General features: G+C 45.1%; 17 protein-coding genes. 16 read left to right on the top strand and 1 reads right to left on the bottom strand.

What is annotated here, in order from left to right; translation table 11 throughout:
• Nucleotides 1-206 precede the first annotated feature (206 nt).
• From ndhC to JFC10_RS11950, 14 genes are all read left to right on the top strand, one after another.
• Entirely contained in the window at nucleotides 207-830 is a 624-nt protein-coding gene (gene ndhC / locus JFC10_RS12015; RefSeq protein WP_198332989.1) for an NADH-quinone oxidoreductase subunit A, read from the top strand.
• 120 nt (nucleotides 831-950) lie between these two features.
• Nucleotides 951-1,619 carry a NuoB/complex I 20 kDa subunit family protein gene (locus tag JFC10_RS12010; RefSeq protein ID WP_062844008.1) on the top strand — a complete coding sequence of 223 codons (669 nt, stop codon included), beginning with the start codon at nucleotides 951-953 and terminating at the stop codon, nucleotides 1,617-1,619.
• A 132-nt stretch (nucleotides 1,620-1,751) separates the two neighbouring features.
• Complete coding sequence (gene nuoC, locus JFC10_RS12005; protein WP_198332986.1) at nucleotides 1,752-3,527, top strand: NADH-quinone oxidoreductase subunit C/D; 1,776 nt, start codon at nucleotides 1,752-1,754, stop codon at nucleotides 3,525-3,527.
• A 147-nt stretch (nucleotides 3,528-3,674) separates the two neighbouring features.
• Complete coding sequence (nuoE, locus tag JFC10_RS12000) at nucleotides 3,675-4,184, top strand: NADH-quinone oxidoreductase subunit NuoE (RefSeq protein WP_198332985.1); 510 nt, start codon at nucleotides 3,675-3,677, stop codon at nucleotides 4,182-4,184.
• Nucleotides 4,181-5,605 (top strand): NADH-quinone oxidoreductase subunit NuoF, encoded by a 1,425-nt coding sequence (gene nuoF, locus JFC10_RS11995; RefSeq protein ID WP_198332984.1) that lies wholly within the window; start codon nucleotides 4,181-4,183, stop codon nucleotides 5,603-5,605. Before nuoE ends, nuoF begins: the two co-directional genes overlap by 4 nt.
• A gap of 10 nt (nucleotides 5,606-5,615) precedes the next feature.
• Nucleotides 5,616-8,696, top strand: a complete 3,081-nt coding sequence (gene nuoG / locus JFC10_RS11990; protein WP_198332982.1) for an NADH-quinone oxidoreductase subunit NuoG — start codon at nucleotides 5,616-5,618, stop codon at nucleotides 8,694-8,696.
• Between the two features lie 52 nt (nucleotides 8,697-8,748).
• Complete coding sequence (gene nuoH / locus JFC10_RS11985; RefSeq protein WP_193012346.1) at nucleotides 8,749-9,741, top strand: NADH-quinone oxidoreductase subunit NuoH; 993 nt, start codon at nucleotides 8,749-8,751, stop codon at nucleotides 9,739-9,741.
• A 55-nt stretch (nucleotides 9,742-9,796) separates the two neighbouring features.
• Nucleotides 9,797-10,345 (top strand): NADH-quinone oxidoreductase subunit NuoI, encoded by a 549-nt coding sequence (gene nuoI, locus JFC10_RS11980; RefSeq protein ID WP_010198902.1) that lies wholly within the window; start codon nucleotides 9,797-9,799, stop codon nucleotides 10,343-10,345.
• Nucleotides 10,342-11,073 (top strand): NADH-quinone oxidoreductase subunit J, encoded by a 732-nt coding sequence (nuoJ, locus tag JFC10_RS11975; protein WP_193012318.1) that lies wholly within the window; start codon nucleotides 10,342-10,344, stop codon nucleotides 11,071-11,073. The genes nuoI and nuoJ overlap by 4 nt, the downstream gene beginning before the upstream one ends.
• A gap of 98 nt (nucleotides 11,074-11,171) precedes the next feature.
• Nucleotides 11,172-11,480, top strand: coding sequence for an NADH-quinone oxidoreductase subunit NuoK (gene nuoK, locus JFC10_RS11970; protein ID WP_045445153.1), 309 nt, complete (start codon nucleotides 11,172-11,174; stop codon nucleotides 11,478-11,480).
• Between the two features lie 4 nt (nucleotides 11,481-11,484).
• Complete coding sequence (gene nuoL, locus JFC10_RS11965) at nucleotides 11,485-13,359, top strand: NADH-quinone oxidoreductase subunit L (RefSeq protein ID WP_198332981.1); 1,875 nt, start codon at nucleotides 11,485-11,487, stop codon at nucleotides 13,357-13,359.
• Nucleotide 13,360: 1 nt separating this feature from the next.
• Nucleotides 13,361-14,986: an NADH-quinone oxidoreductase subunit M gene (gene nuoM / locus JFC10_RS11960; protein ID WP_198332980.1), complete on the top strand. Its 1,626-nt coding sequence runs from the start codon at nucleotides 13,361-13,363 to the stop codon at nucleotides 14,984-14,986.
• Between the two features lie 3 nt (nucleotides 14,987-14,989).
• Nucleotides 14,990-16,468, top strand: a complete 1,479-nt coding sequence (gene nuoN / locus JFC10_RS11955; protein ID WP_193012315.1) for an NADH-quinone oxidoreductase subunit NuoN — start codon at nucleotides 14,990-14,992, stop codon at nucleotides 16,466-16,468.
• Nucleotides 16,469-16,663: 195 nt separating this feature from the next.
• Nucleotides 16,664-17,494: a ferredoxin--NADP reductase gene (locus JFC10_RS11950; RefSeq protein ID WP_198332979.1), complete on the top strand. Its 831-nt coding sequence runs from the start codon at nucleotides 16,664-16,666 to the stop codon at nucleotides 17,492-17,494.
• Between the two features lie 137 nt (nucleotides 17,495-17,631).
• Here the strand turns inward: JFC10_RS11950 and JFC10_RS11945 are convergent, their stop codons facing one another.
• Nucleotides 17,632-18,411, bottom strand: a complete 780-nt coding sequence (locus JFC10_RS11945; protein ID WP_193012313.1) for a hypothetical protein — start codon at nucleotides 18,409-18,411, stop codon at nucleotides 17,632-17,634.
• Nucleotides 18,412-19,070: 659 nt separating this feature from the next.
• On the opposite strand from JFC10_RS11945, the gene JFC10_RS11940 reads away from it, so the two are divergent.
• Together JFC10_RS11940 and JFC10_RS11935 are read left to right on the top strand one after the other, a co-directional pair.
• Nucleotides 19,071-19,958, top strand: a complete 888-nt coding sequence (locus JFC10_RS11940; protein WP_198332978.1) for an energy transducer TonB — start codon at nucleotides 19,071-19,073, stop codon at nucleotides 19,956-19,958.
• 126 nt (nucleotides 19,959-20,084) lie between these two features.
• Nucleotides 20,085-20,960, top strand: coding sequence for a mechanosensitive ion channel family protein (locus JFC10_RS11935; RefSeq protein ID WP_198332977.1), 876 nt, complete (start codon nucleotides 20,085-20,087; stop codon nucleotides 20,958-20,960).
• The last annotated feature ends 8 nt before the right edge of the window (nucleotides 20,961-20,968 follow it).

Here is a 20,968-nt window from a genome sequence, read left to right as displayed (position 1 = left end):
GTTGGTCCTGCCTGACATCGTCGTCAATAAGCTTGATAATTGGTTATTACCAGCACAGTATCTATATAGTCATTGAGTTATTAGATAACCCAGTGGCAGTTACTTTGTGTTTTCGTCTGCGTTATGCCGGTCGCCATTACCACTCTAGAGTTTGTGTGTATGCGCGCTGCGCTTGACACTCGATTGGGTGAGGAGCACGTATTATCATGTCTGCTTTTAATTGGTCAGCCATTGCTTTTATCTTAGCCGCCATTGGGCTAGTTGTCTTTATGCTGGTTGTGCCGCGTTTGCTTGGCGGTCGCTCTCAGGGCTCACAAAAAGAAGAAGTATTTGAAGCGGGTGTTGTCGGAGCTGGCAACGCCCGTATTCGTTTGTCTGCCAAATTCTATTTGGTGGCAATTTTCTTCGTTATCTTTGATTTAGAAGCGCTGTATTTGTACGCCTATGCCGTTTCAGTACGTGAAGCAGGCTGGCTTGGCTTTGCCGCTGCCGCGATATTTATTACCATCTTGATTATAGGCTTGGTATACGAGCTTAGTCTGGGAGCGATGAATTGGGCACCAGCGGACAAGCGCCGCAAACAACCACGTCTATATGCTGCGCCGGCAGGTTTTAATTTGGCAGATATCACGCAGTTTGATGGCGTCGATGAGTTGATGGTCGATCCAACTGGCAAGATACCAGCACAGTCTTCAGGTCAGATTAACGTTTCGAACAATATCGAGACCAACCGTCGCCACTTGCAAAATATCGATCATATTAATACTACTGGTAATGTGACTTCCATGGATTTCGCCGCGTCTGCACAGCAAGACACAGTCAAACGCTAATCGCTTTTGACTGTCTTGTAGCACGTTACTGCAAAATGGTCACCTATTAATAATAGAAGTTAAGGTGATAGCGGAAGCAAGATGATTGCTGCGCTGCACCTAATATAAAGGTTGTATGTTATGAAATACACATTAACAAAAGCCAACCCTGATGCAGATGTCTATCCTGCACAGACCAGTCAAACGGTCAATGATCCTATCGAAGATGAAGTTAATAAAAACGTCTTTATGGGTCGTCTCGAAGACCTTGTCCATTCAACAGCAAACTGGGGGCGCAAGCACTCACTCTGGCCATTTAACTTTGGTACGTCTTGCTGTTATGTCGAATATGCCACCACCTTAACCGCCGTTCATGATTTATCACGTTTTGGTGCGGAAGTGATTCGCGCCTCGCCCCGTCAGGCAGATGTGATGATCGTTGCTGGTACTTGCTTTGTCAAAATGGCACCGGTTATTCAGCGCCTTTATGAGCAAATGCTCGAGCCAAAATGGGTTATCTCGATGGGTGCTTGTGCCAACTCTGGTGGCATGTATGACATATACTCAGTGGTACAAGGCGTGGATAAAATTATTCCAGTCGATGTCTATGTGCCAGGTTGTCCGCCGCGTCCAGAAGCTTTGATTCAAGGCTTGATGCTGTTGCAAGAGTCTATTACCAAAGAGCGTCGCCCGCTGGGTATTCATGTCAATGAGCAGGGTATCTATCAGCCACAAATGACGCCTGAGCGTGACCGTAAGCAAGCAGATCGTATCGCTGTGAAAAACTTACGTAGCCCAGATAGTATTTAAATTCTAGACAGTATTTAGACTTATAGTAACAACCTCAATATTTTATGCGCTTATCATAGTTCGGTTATGATTAATATAGCTCGGTTATGGTTGACATAGTTCAGTTATGATTAATGAAGGAATACATCATTCATGGTCACGGTAGTCGAAAACACAGATCCTAATATCAAGCCTGTTCCAGCAGTCATCACTGAGCTGGAGCAAAAATATGCTGGTAAATTTGTCGTGCAGCACACTGTGGATGAGATTCCAACGGTTTGGGTGGCGCGTGCTGATTTGTTAGACATTCTCTTATTCTTGCGCAAACTGCCTAAGCCTTACGTCATGCTATTTGACTTGTCAGCGATAGATGAGCGCTTACGCCAACATCGCCAAGGTTTGCCTGACAGCGACTTTACAGTGTTTTATCATTTGATGTCGCTTGAGCGCAATAGTGATGTACGTATCAAGGTCGCGCTAAGCGAAGACGATCTTAATGTTCCGAGCGCCACCCAGATTTGGCCAAATGCTAACTGGTATGAGCGCGAAGTATGGGATATGTTCGGTATTGTCTTTAGTGGACATCCGCATTTAACACGTATTTTATTACCAAAATATTGGGAAGGTCATCCACTGCGTAAAGAGTATCACGCGCGGGCGACGGAATTTACCCCATACTTTTTGAATACGGCTAAGCAGCAATACGAGCAAGAGAATCTGCGTTTTGTCCCAGAAGAATGGGGCATGAAGCGTTCAGGGCGTGATGAAGATTTTATGTTCTTGAACATTGGTCCTAACCATCCCTCTGCCCACGGTGCATTCCGTTTGGTGCTACAGCTGGATGGCGAAGAAGTCGTCGATTGTATCCCTGATATTGGTTATCACCATCGCGGCGCAGAAAAGATGGCTGAGCGTCAAACATGGCACTCATTTATTCCTTATACCGACCGTATTGATTATCTTGGCGGTGTGATGAATGAGCTACCGTACATCATGTCGGTTGAAAAGCTTGCAGGGATTACGATTCCACCGCGCGCTGAAACCATTCGTGTGATGATGAGTGAGTTTTTCCGTATCACCAACAACTTGCTATTCGTCGGTACGTTTATTCAGGATGCGGGCGGCATGACCCCGGTATTCTATATGTTTACCGATCGCCAAAAAGCGTATGACGTTATCGAAGCCGTGACTGGCTACCGTATGCATCCAGCTTGGTTCCGTATCGGTGGTACTGCTGCTGACTTGCCTCGTGGCTGGCAGCGTCTGGTTCGCGAATTCTTGGATTGGATGCCAAAACGCTTGGACGAATATGTCAAAGCGGCATTGCAAAACAGTGTACTGAAAGGTCGTACCCAAGGTGTTGCTCAGTACAATGCCAAGCAAGCACTTGCTTGGGGCGTGACGGGCGCTGGTCTGCGAGCGACAGGCGTTGACTTTGATCTCCGTAAAGCACGTCCATACATGGGCTATGAAAATTACGATTTTGAAGTGCCAGTTGGTTACAACGGTGATGCGTATGATCGCTGTATGGTTAAAGTCGAAGAGATGCGTCAATCACTGCGTATCATCCGTCAGTGTATGGACAACATGCCACAAGGCCCTTACAAAGCGGATCATCCACTAGCCGTACCACCACCGAAAGACCGTACATTGAATGATATCGAAACGCTTATTAACCACTTTATCTCAGTATCTTGGGGTCCGGTGATGCCAGCGGGCGAGTGTACGACGATCGTCGAGGCGACCAAAGGTCTGAACAGTTATTACATCACGTCAGACAAAGCCACGATGAGCTATCGTACCCGTATTCGTACGCCGACATTTGCGCACTTGCAACAGATGCCATCGGTCATTAACGGCTCGCTAGTTTCTGATGCCATTATGTATCTAGCGTCGATTGATATTGTGATGGCGGATTGTGATCGTTAAGACCGCTGCCTCAAAAGTATTTGTTCATCAATATATTATTGCCTGATGGCACACCAAAATGCTGTCACTTGTCAATATAACCACAGTGGTAATTAGACTGATATTGGCTTGTGATAGAGCAGGATGAGTGAGGAAAGACAGAAGATTATGAAAATTGTTTCCGACAAAATGCCAAAAGTAGATGTAGAGAGCATCCTCACCACTGAGGAAATTGCTGCCATTCATGAGTTTATGCATCACTATCCGCAAGCACGTGCCGCCTCGCTAGATGCACTCAAAATCGTGCAAAAGCGCAACGGCTGGGTTGATGACGCGCAAGCGAATGCCATTGCCAATATCCTAGACATTCCGATGTCAGATATGGATGGGGTTGCGACTTTCTTTAACCGTATTTATCGTCAGCCTGTCGGTCGTCACGTGATTCTCATCTGTGACTCTGTGGCTTGTTACCTAACGGGTTATGAGGCGTTATCGGCTGAAATTAGATTGCAGCTGGGTATTGAGTATGGTCAGACAACTGCTGATGGTCGTTTTACGCTATTGCCAATTTGCTGCTTAGGTAATTGTGACAAGGGGCCAGCAGTGTTGATTGATGAAGATACTTACGGCCCTGTCCAGCCCTCAGAGGTCGCGCAATTATTGGAGCTATACGCATGAGTTTAACACTTTCAGAGCAGATTGCTCGTCGCGGTCAAGGCCAAGCGCCAAGCCAGCTAAATGCACAGTGTGTTCCAATTTATGGTGATAAAGCCACTGCCACTAGCGAAACCAAGCCTTTGACTTGGCGTTTGGCGCATCATGATGCGATTCTTGATCTATCAACTTATGAATCTCTAAAAGGCTTTACTGGTCTAAAAGAAGCGCTATCTAAATCGCCTAAAGCAGTTGGTGATATGATTAAAGCGGCTAACGTCAGAGGTCGCGGCGGTGCAGGTTTTAATGCAGGTTTGAAGTGGACATTTATGTCACCGCCGGATGGTTTACCGCGTTATCTTATTTGCAATGCGGATGAAATGGAGCCGGGCACTTTTAAAGACCGTTTATTGATGGAGCGCCTACCGTTTCAGCTTATCGAAGGTATGTTGATTACGGCTCATGCGATCGGTGCAACTGACGGTTATATCTTTATTCGCGGTGAGTACATCTTAGCCGCTGAGCGTTTGGTGACAGCCATCGAAGAGTGTTTGGCTAATAATCTAATGGGCGAGAATATTTTAGGCTCAGATTTTAGCTTTAATTTGCACGTGCATACTGGCGCTGGACGTTATATCTGCGGTGAAGAAACGGCACTGATTAACTGTCTAGAAGGTCGCCGTGCTAACCCACGTACCAAACCACCTTTCCCGCAAATCTCTGGGGCATGGGGTCGTCCAACGGTTGTCAATAACGTTGAGACTTTGTGTAATATGCCAGCCATCCTAAACCATGGCGTCGAATGGTATCAGTCGTTATCTGAAATCAAAGGCAAAAGCCAAACACCGGGCACCAAGCTGTTTGGTTGCTCAGGTCTAGTTAACGATCCAGGCCTGTGGGAATTACCGTTTGGTTATACGGCACGCGAAATCATTGAAGATTTGGCGGGTGGTATGAAAGATGGCAAAACACTGAAAGCTTGGCTGCCGGGGGGCGCATCGACTGACTTTTTAACCACTGAGCATTTAGATGTGGTGGTGGATTTTGACCCCATTCAAAAAGCGGGTAGCCGTATGGGTACTGGTTTGATTATGGTGGTTGATGAAGAACAAGACATGGTGCCACTCGTTCGCAATCTTGAAATTTTCTTTCAGCGCGAGTCATGCGGTTGGTGTACACCATGCCGTGATGGTCTACCTTGGGGCGTTAAATTGCTTACCGCCATCAATGATGGTGAAGGGCAAGTGGGCGATGTAGAAAAACTAGAAGGCCTCACGCGTGATTTATGGATTGGTAAAACATTCTGTGCGCATGCCCCAGGTGCGATGGAACCACTAATGAGTGCGATTAAATATTTCCGTCCAGAGTTTGATCAGAAAATCGCGCAGGCGGTTGGTGTAGACGTCATTGATGCTGCAGCCAACCAACAGCCAGTAGTGAAATAAGGAGAGCGGCATGGCAGTCATACATATTGATGGAACCACTGTCGAAGTAGATAGCGCAGATAACTTGCTACAAGCCTGCTTATCACTCGGCATTGATGTGCCGTATTTTTGTTATCATCCAGCCCTTGGCTCAGTAGGCTCGTGCCGTCAGTGCGCGGTCAAGCAATTCCAAAATAAAGAAGATATGGAAGCAGGTCGCGGTCGCCTAGTAATGTCATGTATGGTCGCTCCTGGCGATGACATGTATATCTCGGTTACTGACGATGAAGCCAAAGCATTTCGCAAGTCGATGGTTGAGTTACTCATGACCAACCATCCGCATGACTGTCCAACTTGTGAAGAGGGCGGACATTGTCATTTGCAAGACATGACCTATATGTCAGGTCATAGCCGTCGTCGCTATCGCTTTACCAAACGCACCCATCACAATCAAGAGCTTGGTCCGTTTATCGCGCATGAGATGAACCGCTGTATCGCTTGCTATCGCTGCGTACGTTTCTACAAAGACTATGCGGGTGGCGAAGATTTGGGTGTCTATGGCTCAAATAACCGCGTTTACTTTGGCCGTGATAAAGATGGTCAGTTTGAAAGCGAATTTTCAGGTAACTTGACTGAAGTCTGTCCAACGGGTGTGTTTACTGATAAAACACATTCTGAACGTTATAACCGTAAATGGGACATGCAGTATGCACCAAGCATCTGTCATGGCTGCTCAGCTGGTTGTAATATTTCACCAGGCGAGCGTTATGGTGAATTGCGCCGTATCGAAAACCGCTATAACGGTGAAGTAAACCGCTACTTCTTATGTGATCGTGGTCGCTTTGGTTACGGCTATGTCAATCGTGATGATCGTCCAACACAAGCGCTCGAGCGTATCAATGATAAGCACGTCAAAATCAATATTGACTACGCACTCGATGAAACCATCAAGCGTATCAAAGATAAAAAAGTCATCGGTATCGGCTCACCACGTGCCAGTTTAGAGACCAACTTTGCGCTAAAAAATCTCGTTGGATTTGATAAATTTTCAACAGGTCTGAATCATCAACAGCAAGCGTTGGTTAATAAATGTATCGAAGTGCTTAGCACTGAGGGTATCTATAACCCTAGCATGACTGATATCGAAACGCATGATGCAGTGTTAGTGTTGGGTGAAGATATCACCCAAACTTCATCACGTGTTGCGCTGTCAGTACGCCAAGCGGCAAAAAACGAAGGCCTAAAAATGGCAGCGGCGTTGCAAACGCAACCTTGGCTTGCAGAACCAGTTAAACGTATTGCTCAAGATGCGCTAAGCCCAGTCTATGTCATCGATGTGACGCAAACCAAGCTAGAAGACATCAGTAAAGTGAGTGTGGTGGCGACACCTGAAGACATCACTAAACTTGGCTTTAAAGTGGCTGATGAGATTGCGAGCTTCGCCGATGATTTAGCAGAAATAGCAGATCCACAAGCGGCTGAAAAAAATACTGGTGCCAGTGCTGATACTGATGGTATGCAGGCGCTAGCTCAACAAATTGCCTATGATTTGATTCAAGCTGATAAGCCATTAGTTGTTTCGGGTAGCAGCTTGTCTTCTACCGCATTGATAGAAGCAGCTGCACAGATTACTCAAGCACTGACACAAAAACGTGCAGCGATTAAAGCGACCGAGCAGCAGCAAGTTGAAACGCATAATGCCAAAGTGCGTGCAGCAGAACAACAAGCACAAACCGATCAGCCTGAAGAAGATCAAGAGTTGTCAGCCAAACCAAACAAGCCTGAAACTGGGGTGAATACAGAAGTACAGGATGATGTCGAACGCGCACCTGCTGAAAAACTTGAATTAAAAGAAGTGAACAACCGCTATCATGGACAAGCTGGTATCTACTTAACGGTTACCGATGCCAATAGTATGGGTGTTTGCATGCTCGGCGGACAATCTGTAGAAGAGCTGTTGGCCACTGATTTCGATGTGGTAATTGTTGCTGAAAATCAGCTGACCGATGCAATTGATGCCAATAAACTAACACAGCTATTAGCCGATAAGACCGTTATTGCCTTAGATCACCAGCTGCTTGATTGGCATAAAGACGTCGATATCGTGTTACCTGCGGCAAGCTTTGCTGAGGCGGATGGTACGCTAATCTCTGCTGAAGGCCGTGCTCAGCGTTTCTTCCAAGTTTACGATAATGAATATTATCATCCCATGAGCAGCATTAAAGAAGGCTGGCGCTGGTTACATGCTGTGCATAGCAGCATAGAAGGTCGCGATGTCGATTGGACACAGCTAGATGATGTCATAAAGGCATTGATTGCCACACATCCTAAGCTTGCTGGTATTAAAAATGCTGCTCCTGATGCCGATTACCGTATGACGGGTCTTAAAATCGCACGGCAGCCGCGTCGTTACTCAGGTCGTACTGCCATGCGTGCACCGATCTCAGTACATGAGCCGATGCAGCCAAAAGACTTAGACACAGGTTTAACTTTCTCAATGGAAGGTTATAGCGGTAAAGAAACCCCAAGCTCGATGATTCCTTTTGCCAATGCGGCAGGTTGGAACTCACCGCAAGCGTGGAATAAATACCAAGACAAAGTCGGTGGTCATCTAAAAAATGGTGATCCAGGCGTGCGCATGTTTGATCAGCTAGAGCGTTTGGCCACTCGTCAATATGTTGCGCCAGAAGCCATGTCTGCAAACACGACTGATTTGCAGCAAGGACAAGCAAAACTAATACCTATCTATAATATTTATGCCAGCTCAATGATGGCGTCACGTAGCCCAATCGTTGCAGAGCAACTACCAGTTGCCGCATGGCGTATCGGTATGGATGATGCTAAGGACTGGAATATTGCTGCCGGTGATTATTTAGCGATTGAAATCGATAAGCAACAAATCACCTTGCCAGTACAGATTGTTGGTTATTTAGCAGAAGGTTGTATCGGTTACCCAGTTGGGCAGGTGAGTATTATTCACCCATCAATGCCAGCGTCGGTACGTAAAGTGGATGCACCAGTGATGATGATGGGCAGCATGGCTAACGATATGATGAACAATAATGACGCTGCGCAAATGAATACAGCGCCGACCACCACACAGGAGGTGTAATATGCAAGTTACCCGTATTATCCCTGATGTGCCAAGCTTTTTGGCTAATAGTATGACCTTTGACACATGGTCGGTACTTTTTATGGTTGTACAATCGCTGGTCATCTTTTTGGTCGTGGTGATGGTCGCTGCTATGATGATTGTTTATGAACGCCGTATGCTAGCTTTATGGCAAGATCGTTACGGTCCAAACCGTGTCGGTCCATTTGGTTCGTTGCAATTGGTTGCGGATATGCTAAAAATCTTCTTTAAAGAAGATTGGACACCAAACTTTACCGATAAGTTTATGTTTACCTTGGCACCAGCGGTCGCAATGTTCACCGCATTGGCTTCATTTGCCATTATTCCTATTTCGCCAACGCTTGGCGTTGCTGATTGGGATATTGGTATTTTGTTCTTCTTTGCGATGGCAGGTATTGCGGTCTATGCCGTAATGTTTGGTGGCTGGGCCTCGGCCAACAAGTTCTCACTACTGGGTGGTTTGCGCTCTGCTGCACAGACGATTAGTTATGAAGTCTTTTTAGGCTTATCATTAATGGGTGTGGTCGCCCTAACAGGTTCATTTAACTTGCGTGCTATTGTTGAAGCGCAAATTGACGGTTGGTATATCATTCCGCAGTTTTTCGGCTTTTTGACCTTTGTGGTGGCTGGTGTTGCCGTTACCCACAGACATCCGTTTGACCAACCGGAAGCAGAGCAAGAGCTGGCCGAAGGCTATCATGTTGAATATTCAGGCATGAAGTTCGGTATGTTCTTTATTGGCGAATATGTCAATGTCGTCCTGATTTCTGCCTTGATGACCTGCTTATTCTTTGGTGGTTGGCTTGCGCCTTTTAATTTAGATATTCCATTTATTCCACCAGCTTTTTGGTTCATGATTAAAACGCTGTTCTTTATGACCATGTTTATTTTGGCTCGAGGCTCACTCATGCGTCCGCGCTATGATCAAGTGATGAATTTTGGCTGGAAAGTTTGTCTGCCAGTAACGCTGATTAATTTATTAATCACTGCTGCGGTCATTTTGATCTTTTCTCCAACGTTGTAATCATTACTAGCCATCATTAATGAACTAGGGTAAAGCTGATAAGGATAATAATCCCATGTTTACTACCATAAAAAAGACCGTCATTGGTATATTTACCATTGTCCGCAGCATGTGGATGGTCAACAGTCATGCGCTCAGACCGCGTGACACCATCCTTTATCCTGAAGAGCCGGTACCTGTACCGCCGCGTTTTCGTGGACGTATTGTCCTCACGCGTGACCCTGATGGAGACGAGCGCTGTGTTGCTTGTAACTTGTGTGCGGTAGCATGTCCGGTAGGGTGTATCTCATTACAAAAAGCCGAGCGTGAAGATGGACGCTGGTATCCAGAGTTTTTCCGAATTAACTTTTCACGCTGTATCTTTTGTGGATTGTGTGAAGAAGCTTGTCCAACGACAGCCATTCAAATGACGCCTGATTTTGAGTTGGGTGAATATAAGCGCCAAGACTTGGTTTATGAAAAGGAGCACTTGCTCATTTCAGGGCCAGGTAAATATCCTGATTATAACTATTATCGTGTGACGGGTATGGCGGTAGCGGACAAACCAAAAGGTGCAGCACAAAACGAGTCTGCACCGATTGATCTAAGGAGCTTGCTACCATGATGAATATTTTGAACCATCCTGAACTGGCAGGGTTTTATTCACTGGCGGCAGTGGCAATATTTGCCAGTCTGCGCGTCGTGACTCAAGCCAATCCAGTGCATGCTATCTTATCGATGATTGTGTCATTATTGGCAATCGCAGGAATATTTTTTGTACTCGGCGCGCCATTTGCGGGTGCGCTTGAAATCGTCGTTTATGCAGGTGCCATTATGGTGCTATTTGTCTTTGTCATCATGATGCTCAACTTAGGTATGAGCAATGATGAGCGTGAAGAGCGCTGGCTTGATGCAGGCACTTGGGCGCTACCGACAGGATTGACGATTATTATCGCGGTTGTGCTGTATGCGATGATTGGTCTTAATCATGACGAAGCGGCGATGATTGGCGGGTCGACAATATCTGCCAAAGCCGTCGGTACGGCGCTATTTACCAAATATGTGATGTTGATAGAAGTGGCGGCATTGCTACTACTAGCCGCATTGGTTGCCGCTTATCATTTGGGTAAAGAATCTATCGCTGATGAGGTCGCTGTTAATGCAAGCCATGCATCTAATGCTAATGTTGCTAGTATCAAACACTACGATGATCACGGCATGCCTATAGATACTGATGCGGCAAAAATGGCAGAACCTTACGAATATAAAGATGTTGACCCGCATGATTATGTAAGTATGAATGTAGGTACGCAGGTGGGTGTGAATAAAGTCACGCGCAAGGAGTCAGACTAATGGTACTAGCAGCGAGCGTGGCACAAGACGTGTCAAACGTGCCGTTTGCCCACGAGGTGGCAGGCTTAGTACAGCCTGTTGCTGAGGCGCAGAATGTAATGGGCATGATACCCATGAGCCATGGACTGATTTTGGCAGGTATCTTATTTGCCATTGGTTTGTGCGGCGTCATGGTACGACGTAACTTCCTATTTATGCTAATGAGCCTTGAGATCATGATGAATGCAACAGCATTAGCATTTGTGGTGGCAGGCAGTCGTTGGGTCGATCCAGATGGACAGATTATGTTTATCTTTATTTTGACCTTAGCAGCAGCAGAGGCCGCCATTGGTTTGGCAATATTATTGCGGTTTTATCATCAGCGTGGGCATCTCGATGTCGACAGCGCCAATGAGATGAAAGGATGATGTCATGAGTTTATTACCATTAACCTTTATATTCCCGCTCGTTGGCTTTTTGATTTTAGCCTTTATGCGCGACAAGCTAACAGAGCAGGTGGCAGCGATTGTCGGTGTGGGTAGCATGCTGTTATCAGCACTATGCACGCTAATCGTTAGTTATACTTTTTTAACCAATAATCCAGCAGGAACGGTCATAGAGATTCCGCTATGGACATGGTTCCAAGTCGGTGATTTTGCGCCAAGCTTCGGTTTAAGCTTTGATGGCTTGGCACTAACTATGACTGGGGTCATTACCGGCATTGGCTTTCTGATTCATCTGTTTGCTGCTTGGTACATGAAAGGCGACACTGGCTTTGCCCGTTTCTTTAGCTATATGAATTTGTTCGTCGCCAGTATGCTATTGCTAGTGTTGGCAGATAACTTGTTCTTGCTGTATCTTGGCTGGGAAGGCGTTGGTATTTGTTCGTACTTGCTGATTGGTTTTTATTACCATGACCGTGCCAATGGTCTTGCGGCGATGAAAGCCTTTACCGTGACGCGCGTGGGTGATGTATTCTTAGCCTTCGGTTTGTTTTTATTATTCCGTGAATTCGGTACGCTTAATATTCAAGAAATTATTACTCGTGCGCCAGAAGTGTTTGATATCAACAATCCAACGATGATGTTGACCACGATGATGTTGGTTGGCGGAGCGATGGGTAAATCTGCGCAGTTGCCATTACATACATGGCTTGCTGATGCGATGGCAGGTCCGACGCCAGTATCGGCACTGATTCACGCAGCGACGATGGTCACGGCAGGCGTTTATTTAATCGCCCGTTTACATCCATTGTTTGAGCTGACGCCTGGTATTTTATTATATTGGGTCGGCGGCGTAGGGGCGTTGACGTTGGTCGTTGCTGGATTTTGTGCGCTGGCACAAACCGACATCAAACGTATCCTTGCTTATTCAACCATGAGCCAAATTGGCTATATGTTCTTAGCACTCGGCGTTGGTGCGTGGCAAGGCGCGATCTTCCATTTGATGACCCATGCTTTCTTTAAAGCCTTGTTATTCTTATCATCAGGTGCGGTCATTCTCGCGGTACACCATGAGCAAAACATCTTTAAGATGGGCGGCTTACGTAAAAAGATACCGTTAGTATTCTGGTGTTATATCGTTGGTGGCGGTGCACTTGCGGCGATACCTTGGGTCACTGTCGGCTTTTATTCTAAAGAAGCGATTCTTTGGGAGAGTTATGCAACCGGTCACATGGTCTTATTCTATATGGGTGTATTCGGGGCTTTCTTAACCGCGCTTTATACTTTCCGTATGATTTGGATCATATTCTTCGGTGAAGAAAAAACGCCTGCGCATAAGTTGTCTGGCGTATCGTACTGGTTGCCTCTAACTGTATTATTGGTGCTATCAACAGCCGTTGGTGCATGGATTACTCCGCCACTACAAGGCGTATTGCCAGAGAGTGTCGGTCATCTATTAGAAGTTGCGGGTCAAGCGCATGCTAAGCATACAGCAGAATATATCGCCATGGGTGCGATGCTGGCTGGTCTAATAATAGCGGCGCTACTATATGTGGTGGATAAAGGTCGAATGCTCACCCGCTTTAAGCGCTCACGTGTTGGTGGGGCGTTGTATCACTGGTGCTATCATGGCCTAGGTTTTGATGCGCTATACGATGTAATTTTTGTAAAACCCTTTTTGTTCATCGGCCGCTTATTTAAAGCCGACCCTATCGATAAAGCGTGGCTCATCTTACCTAAGCTGGCATCTGCTGGTAATAAGGTATTGTCTGCGACGCAAACAGGGTCACTTCGAGGTTACGCTGCAAGCTTTGGCTTAGGCGTCGCTGTATTGCTGGTGCTGGTAATGATGACGGTGGTATAAGATGATTGAGTTACAACAAACGTGGATGCTACCAGCATTAATCGCAATTCCCTTTATTGCAGGGTTGCTATGTTGGTTGGTCGAGCGATTTAATAAACGTCTGCCGCGCTGGATTGCTTTAATCGGTATGACGTTGACCTTTGTGTTGTCGCTAGTGCTATGGCAATACGGTGACTTTAGCGGTATGAGTAAACAAGTCATTGCGCCAGATGCAAACGTGCCTTGGGTTGCTGAATTTAGTGTGCCATGGATACCGACTTTTGGTATCAGCTTCCATTTGGCATTAGATGGTTTATCACTGATGATGGTTGCCTTGACAGGCTTGCTCGGTATTGCAGCAGTGGCTTGTTCGTGGAATGAGATTCAACGCCGAGTCGGCTTTTTCCATCTCAACCTTTTGTGGAGCTTGGGCGGCGTCATTGGTGTTTTCTTAGCCATTGATCTGTTCTTATTCTTCTTCTTTTGGGAGATGATGCTGGTTCCTATCTACTTCTTGATCGCTATTTGGGGTCATGATGTGGTTGGCAAAACCAAGGAATACGCAGCGACTAAGTTCTTTATCTATACCCAAGCGTCTGGGCTTATCATGCTGGTCGGTATTTTGATTTTGGTCATTATCAGCTACGCTCAAAAAGGGGTGGTGAGCTTTAATTATAATGACTTGCTCGGTACGTCACTTGGCGGCTGGGAATATCCGATCATGCTGTGCTTCTTTATTGGCTTTGCGGTGAAGTTGCCAATCATTCCTTTTCATGGCTGGTTGCCAGATGCACATGCACAAGCTCCAACTGCAGGTTCGGTGGATTTGGCAGGGGTACTAATTAAAACTGCCGCTTATGGTTTGATTCGTTTTGTTTTACCGTTATTCCCAGCAGCCTCACAAGATTTTGCACCCATTGCGATGACCTTGGGTACGATCGGTATTTTCTATGGCGCATGGCTCGCCTTTATGCAGACGGATATGAAGCGTTTGCTGGCTTATACCAGTATCTCGCATATGGGTTTTGTAGTACTTGCAATTTATGCTGGAACCTTACTAAGCTTGCAAGGTCTGATGATTCAGATGTTAGCGCACGGCTTAAGCTCAGCAGCACTATTCATCATGGCAGGCCAGTTGTATGAGCGTCTACATACCCGTGATTTAACGCTGATGGGCGGTATGTGGGGTCAATTTCGTTACTACGCACCGATACTGATGTTCTTCTGTGCGGCATTGCTTGGTATTCCGGGGACAGGTAACTTCATTGGCGAGTTCATGATTTTATTTGGCTCATTTGCTCAGTACCCAGTGTTTGTGGTCTTTGCGACATTCAGTTTGGTACTAGCAGGGCTCTACTCGCTTATTTTGATTCACCGTGCATTATTTGGCAGAAACAACATCGAAGCCGTCGCCATGCAAGAAACCAAATCACACGGTTTGCCACCGCGTAAACTAAAAGATTTGGGCAAGCGTGAGTTGTCATTGCTGCTCATGTTGGCTGCTGGACTGGTCTGGCTTGGTCTATATCCACAGCCGTTCCTTGATACCTCAAGTCATGCGATGCAGTGGATCAATAATGCTTATATATACAGTCAAGTCACACAAGTAGATGCGTCGCAACTGCTTGATGCAATGGAGGCACGTTAAGTCATGAATGATATTACGATGAATGATTTGATGGGATTATTGCCTTACGCGCCAATCATTGCCGTCGTTATTACGGTATTGGTTGTCATGATTGCCATCGCAATTAAACGCTCACATATGGTGACTGGTACGGTCACCGTTGTCGGCTTAAATATTGGTTTGTTTACTTTGCTTGGGCAAATGACTGGTATCGTTAGTAGCGGCACTCTTGTGCCTAATGCTGAGCAGTTATTCGTGATCGATAACTTTGCTCAGTTTAATATGGTGATTATTTTTATCTGTGCGTTGGCTTGTTGTACGCTATCTTATGCGTATTTAGCCAACCTCAAAGATAATAAAGAAGAGCTATATTTGCTCATGTTGCTATCGACGATTGGTGCTTTACTGATGGTCAGTGCTCAGCATTTAGCGTCATTCTTTATGAGCTTAGAGATGCTGTCTATACCGCTATACGGCATGCTGTCATATACCTATATGCGCAGCCGCTCGCTAGAGTCAGGGCTGAAATACTTGGTGCTATCAGCGACGGCATCAGCGACATTACTCATGGGTATGGCGTTTATCTATGCTGAAGTAGGCTCGTTGGCCTTTAAACCAATTAGTATGGTATTGGGTGATGTTTTTGAGTCGCCACTACTGATACTGGGTGCGGCGATGATGATGTTCGGTATTGCTTTTAAACTCTCTGCTGCGCCTTTTCATATGTGGACGCCAGATGTTTACGAAGGCGCACCAGCCCCAATCGCTACTTTTTTAGCCTCAGTCTCTAAAGTGGCTATGATGGCACTGGCGGTTCGTTTCTTAATCGATACGGCTTTATTGGCATTGCCATCGGTGCAAATGCTGCTTATGGTCATGGCGACTTTGTCTATTTTGATCGGTAACTTGCTAGCAGTACGTCAAACCAGCCTCAAACGTCTATTGGGTTATTCTTCAATTGCACATATGGGTTATGTACTGATTGTCATCGTCAGTATCGGTACGGCAGCAGATAGCATTTCTAGTATGTATATGGCGGTTTATGCCTTGACCTCTATCGGTGCCTTCGGTGTGGTAACGTTGATGTCGAGCCCTTATCGTTTATCTGGTGAGGCTGATGAATTGACCCATTACCAAGGATTGTTTTGGCGTCGTCCCGTATTGACAGCGGTCATGACTATAATGATGTTGTCATTAGCGGGTATTCCATTGACGGCTGGCTTTATTACCAAGCTATTTGCCATATTGGCTGCCGTACAAGGAACCAACTGGTTCTTAGCGGCAATGATTATCTTGGGTAGTGCGATCGGTTTATTCTATTATTTACGTGTGATGCTCACCCTCTTTAAGCGTCCAAAACAGTTTATTGAGTTTGATGTTCCTGGACAATGGGCTATCCGTACTGGCGGGATTATGGTTATTGCGGTGACCGCGATGATTATCTTCTTTGGTATCTTGCCAAACAGTATGATTGAATGGGCAAGTCTGGCACGTATTTGGTAATGTTGCCGAGCTGATACAACAGATAAGTCGCTGTGACTTATCTGTTGTTACTGTTAAAAAACCAAGATGCGCCAGCTTTATGATAAGCTTGGCGCATCTTTTTTTGTGCTTACCTTTTCGATATCTATGTCTTTTTTACCTATCAAAGATATCTTATAAAAATACAGTTTAATAAAGTATAAGTGATGAAGAGTTATGAGTGATAATATTCAGACAGTAACCGTGCTCAGCAAAACCACATGGACGCCAAACCTATTTAGCTTCACTGTCAGCCGTCCCGATAGCTTTAAATTTACGGCGGGTCAATTTGTGCGTTTGGGCGTCAATCCCAGTCAATTAAAATATTACCAGCAGCAGACAGAAGCAAATGGTAAAGCTTCTGGTGCAGCATTGAATGAAGACGTCTTTCGAGCTTATTCGATTGTGTCTTCGCCGTTTGATGAGGTGCTAGAGTTCTTCTCTATCGTAATTCCTGATGGCGCATTTACGTCGCAGTTGCAGCATTTAGAAGTAGGCGATGAGCTGCTGCTTAATACCATGCCGTTTGGTTTTTTGACTTTAGCGCGTTATCAAAAGCCATTACCAAAAGATTTGTGGCTGCTCGCGACTGGAACGGGATTGGCACCATTTTTGTCGATGTTACAAGATTTGCAGACGTGGGAAGATTACGAGCACATCATATTGGCCTATAGTGCTCGCTCGCTAGAAGAGCTTGCTTATATCGAGAAAATTGAAAGCTTGCAAGAAGACTTTGGCTCTTTGGTCGATCATCCAGCAAAACTAATCTTTATTCCCATCGTTACTCGTGAACCTGTCGAAGGCGCACTGACAGAGCGTCTGCCCAAGCTGCTCTTGGAAGGCACGCTACAAGAGCGAGCAGGTATTGCCTTAGATATCGATAGTACGCATGTCATGTTATGCGGCAATCCAGACATGGTGGAAGACACCAAAGAAGCGCTAAAGACCTTAGGTCTGGTGATGAATCGTCGCGGCGAGGGTAATATTGCGGTAGAAAATTACTGGTAGTTGCATGATTAATAAGGCACGCTCTAGAAGCCATTGAAAATTTGCTTGATAAAAAAGCGCTGACTCTAACAGACAATAGTCTCTAAGTATCAGCGCTTTTTTAATAAGTAAAAATTGTCATTTTTATACTGAGGGATTTATACCTGACTCGGTTCAGTAGCATCATCTATTGGGTTAATAGGGCCTTGCATCAGCTCAGGCTCATCATCATCGCTGATAATATCTTCGTTACTACTGGCAGCCAATAAGTCACGATAATTGATTTGAGTTTTCAAAATCATTTGCTCTTCTTCAAGTTCGCCATAGTTGACTTGAACTTTATGCAAAGTGCTCATGATTTTTTTGTTCTTTTTTAACCAGCGATTGATATCAAGGTAGATAACCTCGTCTTTTGCGCGGGCGATATTGATATAAGAGAGAATAAAGCCCAAAGGGTCTTTTTTCAGAACACTGTGATAAAACCAAATAGCAAGCTTGATGCCTTGGCGCTTGATAAACGACTCACAACGTAGGTTTAGCACATCAGTATAAGTCTGCTGCCCAAACACGAAGCGCTGGACGTTACGATCGAGCTGTACATGAATCAAGCTAAAGTTACTCGCCACCTCAGCATAAATGCCACCAGCATCGACCGTACAGTATAAGCGGAACCAGTCATCATGCATCTCAACGCGCAACTCTAAGATGGCTTTCACATTATCAGTGACGAACTTCTGTAGTGCATCATTGACATAGGTCTGTGCCACTGGTAGCGACAACTCATCTTCGAATTTATCAGTCGTTTTATGGTATATCTGTTTGATTGATTGGGTAATGCGCTCCCAACCATCGCTAAATGATTCGTCAAAACGATAGCCCATATTCTCAAAAAACTCATCAAAATTGTCTGAATTATCCCTGTTATCAAAATCACTCAAACTTATTATCCTTATAATTATAGGGGAGGTAACTGAATCAATGGCATAAAGAGCTACTAACTAAACAATGACAAGCTGACTCTGCTTTAATGAAAGTTGGCAAGTGGTCATTTATAAAGTAAGCACTTAGAAAGTAGGTACTTATAAAACAGGTACTTATAAAATAGAGCAATACACTATGGGCACGATACGGTATTTCATTGGACGTTACCACCCATACAGTATTTAGCACACGCCTTACTAGCTTGCGTTTTTGCTAAATAAGCAGCAATCTGTCTTGTCTGTTTGCGCCTGTTTAACTCGTCTTAATGATACAAAAATTATAAAACAGTATATAACAAATATGATGGCTTCAAAATGGACACATACGTTTTGTCGCAAATCATTTAATTGCTAGCGCTTATATGCTAAAAAGGTAGTCCAGCGGCGCCATAGTCGTATAGGTTTTATAGCATTTTTGCTGGTTCAGCTTTTCAATAAATTGACCAAAGGGGATAAATAATGTGTGAGCGGGTCAAAATGAGTCGGCAACGGTTGTGCTAGCGACAGAATTCTATGTCATGTTATGATAGCGTCAGTATAAATCCTACACATTATCATAACGCTTATTACTTGCTGTCTTGTATTTATAAGCTCATATTCATAAGCTGAGACCCATTGTGGCCTATATCAAAGATTCACAAAGCTATCATTTTTCCGCGCAAGCACCAAAGCGAAATATTAGTTTACCGGTAGCCATCGTTATCGCTGTGGCCGTACACGCAATTATTATTTTTGGTATTGGCTTTTCGATGGGTAAAGATCCTGCGGCAATGATGCAAGATGTGGCAAAAGCGCTAACCGATAATATGCAGCCAAATGAAGACGCTCACTTTATTGCTAATGCCTCCCAAGAAGGCGGCGGCACAGTAGAGGAGCAATTAAGACAAGAGAACGACCAGATAAGTCCATTGTCTGCTGAGCAAATAAGTGAAACGCAAGATGTAATTAGCCTACAGCGTCAAGTTCGCCAACAGCAATACCAAGAAAGTTATCTGCGTACCACCTTAAGCTGGCGTCAAGCGAGCGTGGAGTCTGATAATGATAGCAAGCAAGCACAAGATGATATGATGGCGCAAGAAGAGCGTCTGCGCAAACAAATCGCTACCTTAGAGACGCAGCTGTCTCAGCGTCAGCAAGTCTATGCGACCAAATCAAAAGTAGTAACTGTCGATAGCAACTCGACGACGCGCGGTGCCGCTGCTGACTATATTAATACTTTTCGTGAGCATGTCGAACGTGTTGGGAATTTGCATTATCCCATGCAGGCACGGGCACAAGGTATCACGGGCGAAGTGCGCCTTATGGTCATCATTAGTAGTGATGGTAATATTAAAGCCATACGTCTGCTTGAAAGCTCCAACTCCACATTACTGGATGAAGCAGCAAAGCAGTCGGTACGTCAAGCAGCGCCCTTTGGTAAATTTACCGAAGATATGAGCGATATTGTTGAGCTACGTTTGATACGTACCTATCGTTATAGCGACAAAGTTGACGTGACTTATTAAGGCTGTAAAGAGTAGGCGACACGAGAAATAAACATAGAATATCAATGAATGCGTCATACTATTTTGACGATTACGATTAACAGATACCCAAACTTATAACACACCTCTATAGAATAAAGAGTCAGTATGGAATTTTTAGGTTTTACAATAGATGTTGCCAACTTGACCAGTAACGCATTAAGCTTGGTCATTAAAGTTGCGCTAGCGATATTAATATTCTTCGTAGGTCGCTGGCTTGCCAAAAAGGCAGTCACCGTTTCTCACAAAATGATGTTGCGTAGTCGCTTAGATGATACGGTCGCTAACTTTTTAGGTCGCCTAATTTACGGGGTACTACTGGTCGTGGTTGTGTTAGCTGCCTTAAGTAAAGTTGGCGTACAGACTACCTCAGTCGTCGCTATATTGGGCGGTGCTGCAGTAGCCATTGGTCTGTCACTAAAAGATCAGTTGTCGAACTTTGCCGCTGGCATCATGATTGTGACTTTTCGCCCCTTTGTACGCGGCGATTATGTGCAAATCAGCAGCTACACAGGGACTGTAACAGACATCACTTTGGTCAATACCCACCTGACGACGATAAACAATCACGATATCATCATCCCAAATAGTGATATTACGACTTCAGCTGTGACGAACTATACGGCGCTACCCAACCGCCGTGTCGATATCACAGTCGGTATTGGCTATGATGCCGATATCAAAACTGCCAAAAATGTGATGCTGAGTTTGGCAAAGAAGAATCCATTGGCCTTTACTGACCCTGAACCTATCGTACGCGTCACCAATCTGGGCGATAACTCAGTAGACTTGACGCTAAATATTTGGACAACTAATGCTGACTGGTGGACAATGCAGTGTGATTTGCTTGAGCAATTCAAATACGCCTTAGATGATGAGAAAATCGACATTCCATTCCCACAGCGTAATGTCCATGTCAAAGGGCTAGATCAAATGATTAATCAAATGAGTCAAGCACAAAAGCTACCGATGACCAAAGACTAATCGCTAAA

This window comes from Psychrobacter aquimaris, assembly GCF_016107525.1.
GTDB classification, from domain to species: Bacteria; Pseudomonadota; Gammaproteobacteria; order Pseudomonadales; family Moraxellaceae; genus Psychrobacter; species Psychrobacter aquimaris.
The sequence above is the reverse complement of the archived record's forward strand: the minus strand, read 5'-3'. Positions and strand labels throughout refer to the sequence as shown.